The sequence below is a fragment of the Thermus sp. genome (assembly GCF_056332225.1).
Genome location: NZ_JBWGQW010000128.1, coordinates 1 through 1077, shown reverse-complemented (window position 1 = coordinate 1077; position 1077 = coordinate 1). Strand labels below are relative to the sequence as shown.

2 protein-coding genes are annotated in these 1077 nt (G+C 74.6%); both read right to left on the bottom strand.

What is annotated here, in order from left to right:
• Positions 1-55 precede the first annotated feature (55 nt).
• Positions 56-871 (bottom strand): DEAD/DEAH box helicase, encoded by an 816-nt coding sequence (locus tag AC01Y6_RS10460; RefSeq protein WP_476671459.1) that lies wholly within the window; start codon positions 869-871, stop codon positions 56-58.
• A gap of 54 nt (positions 872-925) precedes the next feature.
• Positions 926-1077, bottom strand: a 152-nt coding sequence (locus AC01Y6_RS10455; RefSeq protein ID WP_476671460.1) for a CRISPR-associated endonuclease Cas3'', incomplete at its 5' end; no start/stop codon positions are given.

The following is a 1077-nucleotide window of genomic DNA, read 5'->3' as shown; positions in this document are numbered from 1 at the left end:
AAAAGAGGCACCACCCCACCCCGGGGATCCCGGGGCAGGGGGGAAGGCGAAAGGGCTAGAGGAGGGACACCTGGGCCGGGGGCAGGGCCCACCCGGGCACTCCGGCCAGGGCCAGGGGCACCCACCCGGGCCCCGAGGGGCGGGGCTCCCCCGCCACCCACACGGGGAGGGCGGCCTCGAGGTCCCCCGCCTCGAGGCGGCCCCTCAGGTGGTCCGCCATGACCAGCACGTCCGGGTCCCCGCCCCGGAGGGCGAAAACTTTTGGTGCGAGGGCCTCGAGGGCCTCCTTGGCCTCCGCGAGGCGGCGCGCCCGCTCGGCCTCCTCGCGGGCCTCCTCCTCCACCTGGTCGGCGATGGCGATGTAGGGGAGGGCGTACACCACCTTGGGAAGGAGGCCGGACTCCTCCCGGACCCGTTCCCTCAAGCCCAGGGCGAAGCGGAGGGCGGCCAGGCTCTTCCCGGCCCCCGTGGGGGCGGTGAGGGTGAGGCGGGCGGGGAAGAGGCGCTCTAGAGGGGCTTCCAGGGCCCGGGCCACCCCCCGGAAAAGGGCCTCCCGGTGGGGGCCCAAGGGGCCGGAAGGCCCTTTGGCGGCGAGGTGGGCCTCCACGGCCCGGGGCGGGATGGGCCTAGGTGCAAGGGGGAGGGCCTGGCCCGCAAGCCTGCGGTCGGCGTCCAGGAGGGCGGAGTAGTCCAGGAAGGGCCCGGGGTCCGGCAGGCCCAAGGAGGCCGCGAGGGCGCGGAAGGCCCCGGTGTCCAGGGCCTTTAGCTGCTCAGGGAGGACGCCCCACGCCCCCTCCTTGGGGCGCCTGCCCTCGGCCAGGCCCGGGGGGAGCCTTTCCCAGGGGGAGGAGAGGCTTCCGTGGTGCTCCAAGACGGCGAGGAAGAGGAAGAGGGCGTCCCCCTCGAGGCCCCTCCTCCTGGCGGTCTAGGCGGCGAAGAGGGCCCCCAAAAGGGCGTGCCAGGTGAGGGGGTCCCCTTTCCGCCGCTTCCCCTGGAGCATCTCCTGGAAGTAGGGGGTGGCCTTGCCCAGGTCGTGGCATAGGCCCGCAAGCCTCCCTTGGGGGCCGAGGCCTAAAG